General features: G+C 60.2%; 5 protein-coding genes. 2 read left to right on the top strand and 3 right to left on the bottom strand.

The window, feature by feature from the left end:
• Positions 1 to 119: 119 nt before the first annotated feature.
• Positions 120 to 1,472 carry a GntP family permease gene (locus ACCD00_RS30145; protein ID WP_413428853.1) on the bottom strand — a complete coding sequence of 451 codons (1,353 nt, stop codon included), beginning with the start codon at positions 1,470 to 1,472 and terminating at the stop codon, positions 120 to 122.
• Positions 1,473 to 1,553: 81 nt separating this feature from the next.
• Complete coding sequence (locus tag ACCD00_RS30140; RefSeq protein ID WP_322614611.1) at positions 1,554 to 2,087, bottom strand: gluconokinase; 534 nt, start codon at positions 2,085 to 2,087, stop codon at positions 1,554 to 1,556.
• Positions 2,088 to 2,302: 215 nt separating this feature from the next.
• On the opposite strand from ACCD00_RS30140, the gene ACCD00_RS30135 reads away from it, so the two are divergent.
• Positions 2,303 to 3,334 (top strand): LacI family DNA-binding transcriptional regulator, encoded by a 1,032-nt coding sequence (locus ACCD00_RS30135; RefSeq protein WP_413428852.1) that lies wholly within the window; start codon positions 2,303 to 2,305, stop codon positions 3,332 to 3,334.
• Between the two features lie 57 nt (positions 3,335 to 3,391).
• Here ACCD00_RS30135 and ACCD00_RS30130 read toward each other — a convergent pair whose 3' ends face one another.
• Positions 3,392 to 3,640: a DUF6124 family protein gene (locus ACCD00_RS30130; RefSeq protein WP_057713571.1), complete on the bottom strand. Its 249-nt coding sequence runs from the start codon at positions 3,638 to 3,640 to the stop codon at positions 3,392 to 3,394.
• 374 nt (positions 3,641 to 4,014) lie between these two features.
• Between ACCD00_RS30130 and ACCD00_RS30125 the strand changes: the two genes are divergently transcribed.
• Complete coding sequence (locus ACCD00_RS30125; protein WP_413428851.1) at positions 4,015 to 4,653, top strand: glutathione S-transferase family protein; 639 nt, start codon at positions 4,015 to 4,017, stop codon at positions 4,651 to 4,653.
• Positions 4,654 to 4,961: the final 308 nt, after the last annotated feature.

Here is a 4,961-nt window from a genome sequence, read left to right as displayed (position 1 = left end):
TGTGTTGGGTTGTTGTCTTTGCTCCTCCCTCTCCCTCTTCCCCACCCTCCTCCCCCGCCCCCCCCCCCCCCCCCCCCCCCCCCCCCCCCCCCCTCCCACATTGGGTTTTGCGGTGTTGCTTAAACGAACAACGACAACAGCAGGATAAAGCCCAGGCCCACCACCGACAGGATGGTTTCCATCGCGGTCCAGGTCTTGAAGGTTTCCGCCACGGTCATGTTGAAGTACTGCTTGACCAGCCAGAAACCGGCGTCGTTGACGTGAGACAGGATCAACGAACCGGCACCGGTGGCCAGCACCAGCAGCTCACGGTTCACACCCGGCATCATCCCCACCACCGGCACCACGATGCCGGCGCCGGTAATGGTCGCCACGGTTGCCGAACCGGTGGCGATACGAATCACCGCCGCCACCAGCCAGGCCAGCAGGATCGGCGAGATCTGCGCGGCCACCGCCATGTGGCCGATCACGTCACCCACACCGCTGGTCACCAGCATCTGCTTGAAGCCACCACCGGCACCGATGATCAGGATGATCGCGGCGGTCGGCGCCAGGCTCGCATCCAGCCATTTCAGGATCTGCTGGGAACCGATGCCCTGCTTGTGGCCGAAGGTGTACAGCGACAGCAGCAACGCCAGCAGCAGCGCCGAGATCGGGTGACCGATCAGGTCCATGAAGGTGCGGAAGAAGTTGCCATCCGGCAGCACCACATCGGCGAAGGTCTTGAGCAGCATCAGGAACACCGGCGACAGCACGGTGACCAGGGTGATGCCGAAACTTGGCAGATCGGCGGAATCCGACTCGCGCGCCAGTTGATCCACCAGCTCCTGATTCGGATGACCGGGGATGTGCTTGGCAATGAACGTACCGAAGATCGGACCGGCAATGATGGCGGTCGGCAGTGCAACGATCAGGCCGTACAGAATGGTCTTGCCGATGTCGGCACCGAACACGCCGATGGCCAGCAACGGACCCGGGTGCGGTGGCACCAGGCCGTGTACCGCGGACAGACCCGCCAGCAGTGGAATACCAATCTTGATGATCGACACGCCGGTGCGGCGGGCCACGATGAACACCAGCGGAATCAGCAACACGAAGCCGATTTCGAAGAACAGCGGGATGCCGACCAGGAACGCGGCGAACATCATCGCCCACTGCACCTTGTCCTTGCCGAAGGCGCGGATCAACGTCTGCGCAATCTGATCCGCACCGCCCGATTCGGCCATCATTTTGCCGAGCATCGTGCCCAGCGCGAGGATGATGCCGACAAAACCGAGTACGCCACCGAAGCCGTCCTGGAACGCCTTGATGATGGTACCGATCGGCATGCCGGAGGTGAGCCCGAGGAAAGCGGCGGCAATGGTCAGGGCAATGAACGGGTGGAACTTGAACTTGGTGATCAGGACGATAAGCCCGATCACCGTGACCACTGCATCGAGCAGCAGGAACGTCTCGTGGGACATGCCAAACATTGGGGGTGTCTCCTGGTTGTTGTTGTTATTAAAGCGGGTTGATCAAAAGTCGAAGGGACAGCGCTGTCTTTGCAAGCACACTCATACCGCCTGCTTCAGGCCGTTCGCCAGCCACCAGACATGAGCCTGGGCAGCCAGTTGCTCGACGCTATGGGTCGAAGCATCCAGCGCCAGGGTCAACGGCTCGCCCTTGGGCGATTCGAGGGTGGCGAACTGGCTGGCGATCAGGGTCGACGGCATGAAGTGACCCGGCCGATGGGACACACGGTCGGCGGCCACTTCGGGGGTCAGTTCAAGGAACACGAAGCCCAGGCCCGGCAAGGCACTGCGCAGGCGTTCGCGATAGATGTGTTTGAGCGCCGAACAGGTCAGCACCGGTCGCTCACCCTTGGCGTCGACACGGCGCAGTTCATCGCACAGGCTGTCGAGCCAGCCGGCGCGGTCTTCGTCGTTCAGGGGGATTCCCGCGCTCATCTTTTCGATATTGGCGGCAGGGTGGAAAGAGTCGCCTTCAATGGCAGTGGCGCCGCTCAGTTGGCACAGGGCCTCGCTGACGCACGTCTTGCCGCAACCGGCAACGCCCATGATGACCAGGGCGGTGATGGGATGATTCATGTAACACCTCAGCGCGCAGACAGCGCTACCTTTGCCAGTTATGACACTAGACCAAAAGCAGGAGTTGCCGACGCCTTTCTTGTCATTTTGTGGGTTGCAGCAGGTTAAGTCCCAACACTAAAAAGCGAAGATCAGGCGAACCCCCGCTCACGCATTTGCAGCTGCATCGAGACAGCGCTACCTTAGTGCCTTGAATTTTGTTTGGCAAGCCGTCGATGAACACAACCAAGAACGATAAAAATACCCGCACCACTGGCCGCCCTACCCTGAACGAAGTTGCCCGACTGGCCGGCGTCAGCCCGATTACCGCCTCCCGCGCCCTGCGTGGCGTCAGCACCGTGGCCACCGAACTGGTGGAAAAAGTGCAGAAAGCGGCGCTGGAACTCAACTACGTCGTCAACCCTGCCGCCCGCGCCCTGGCCTCGGCCCAGAGCCAGTCAGTGGTGGTTTTGGTGCCGTCGCTGTCCAACCTGCTGTTCATCGACACCCTGGAAGCCATTCATCAGGTTTTGCGGCCCAAGGGCTTCGAAGTGCTGATCGGTAACTTCCACTATTCGCGCGATGAAGAAGAAAACCTGCTGCGCAACTACATGGCCTATCAACCGCGTGGTTTGTTGCTGACGGGTTTCGACCGCACCGAAAGTTCACGGCGGATGATCGAAGCCAGCAATATTCCTTGCGTGTACATGATGGAACTGGACAGTGCGGCCGGACTCAATTGCGTTGGCTTTTCGCAACTGGCGGCCGGCGAAACGGCGGCCGAACACTTGCTGTCCCGCGGTCGCAAGCGTCTGGCCTACATCGGCGCGCAACTGGACCAACGCACCTTGCTGCGCGGCGAAGGCTTCCGCAAAGCCCTGCAAAAGGCCGGCTTGTATGACCCGGACCTGGAAGTGCTGACGCCGCGCTCGTCTTCAGTCGGCCTGGGCGGAGAACTGTTCCTGCAACTGCTCGCCAGTCATCCCGATGTCGATGCGATCTTCTTCGGCAACGATGACCTGGCCCAGGGTGCCTTGCTCGAAGCCATGCGCAATGGCATCAAGATTCCCGAGCAGGTGGCGATCCTCGGCTTCAACGATTTGCCCATGTCCGAACACATGGTCCCGCGCCTGAGCAGCATCAACACCCCGCGCGAGGCCATCGGCCGACGTGCGGCGGAGCAGATGCTCACGCTGATGGCCGGCAATACCGTGGCCAGGCCGGTGCAGGACATGGGGTTTGAGTTGAAGGTGCGGGAGAGTACTTGAGCCTGTCCTTGATCATTCCCGTGCAGCGCGTGGGAATGATCGGCTGCAAGTCAGCAATCAATCTTGCGGATCAAGGTTATCCAGCACCCGATTCACCGCCAGCTCGGCCAGCATGATGATCTGTGCAATCGCCAGCGCCGTGTTGCGATGGCTACCTTCCAGAAAAGCGGCAAAGTCATTGGTCATGACGCTCGCCGAGGCCAGTGATTCGCAGGCATGCGCCAACAGCGTTTCGTTGTTGATGCCTGGCGAGATGGAGAACATGGGGCTGGGATTGCGTGGGGGGTTGGGCGTGGGTTTGAACATGGCAATGCTCCTAGAGTGATGGAGCTGCCACGATTCGCTGCGATACGAAGGGTGGCAGCTGTACGCGGGTCGCAGACCGGGACTCTAGAACCCGGTAGACCCGAAGGTCTCCCACGCACAGCCGCCATAACGTGATTCGATCACGAACAGTGGACGCTTTGCGTCTAGAGATACCCGGGCTGCGAAACCCGATCGCTGAATTTGCAGCGACACGGAACGATAGAGTCCGGATACCAGGCGCACAAGCCGGCGGATTCTGGCGCAGTTGTAGGCAATGGAGCAAGAAACCGTAGCCTGCGGAAACCTGGTGAAACCCCTTTCCTTCAGACCACTCCTACAATTACAAACACGCCATTCGCGATGGAGCTGCTCAAATGGAACATGCACTGAAGATTCTCGGCAAAGCCTCGTCCATCAATGTCAGAAAAGTCCTGTGGACCTGCGAAGAACTGGGTATTGCCTACGAACGCGAGGACTGGGGCAGCGGCTTCGCGTCCACCCACAGCCCGGAGTTCCTCCGGTTCAATCCCAACGCCAAGGTGCCGGTGATCATCGATGAAGCCGGTGTGCTGTGGGAGTCCAACACCATCTGCCGTTACCTGGCCGGCAAACACCACCACCATCACAGCGAGTTGCTGCCCACTGAACCGGCGGCACGCGCCCGGGTGGAACAGTGGATGGACTGGCAAGCCACCGAGCTCAATCCATCGTGGAGTTATGCATTCATGGCACTGGTGCGCAAGGACCCGGAGTTCCAGGACCCGCATAGCCTTGAAGTCGGCATCCGTGGTTGGAACCAGAAAATGGGCATCCTCGAACATCAACTCGCGACCACCAAGGCGTATGTCGCCGGACCGCAGTTTACCCTGGCCGACATCGTCATCGGCCTGTCGGTCAACCGCTGGCTGATGACCTCGATCGAGCGTCCGGACTACCCCGCCGTCGATGAGTATTTCAAACGCCTGGCGCAACACCGTGGCTTCCTCAAGCATTGCTGCAACGGTTTGCCCTGAATGGCCGAAGGTTGCTCGCCCCTACAGTGGGTCAGCGTTTTTTTGTAGGAGCGAGCTCGCTCGCGATGAACCCCAGAGCACCGCGTTTAGCCAGGAAACACGCGTAATCGTTAACGACCATCGCGAGCAAGCTCGCTCCTACAGTGGGTCAGCGTTTTTTTGTAGGAGCGCGCTCGCTCGCGATGGACCCAAGAGCGCCGCGTTCAGCCAGAAAACACGCGTTATCGTTATCGACCATCGCGAGCAAGCTCGCTCCTACAGTGGGTCAGCGTTTTTTTGTAGGAGCGCGCTCGCTCGCGATGGACCCA

The organism is Pseudomonas sp. Pseusp3 (assembly GCF_047304225.1).
GTDB classification, from domain to species: domain Bacteria; phylum Pseudomonadota; class Gammaproteobacteria; order Pseudomonadales; family Pseudomonadaceae; genus Aquipseudomonas; species Aquipseudomonas fluorescens_CD.
Note: the sequence above shows the minus strand (reverse complement) of the source record. Positions and strands in the feature narration are given on the sequence as shown.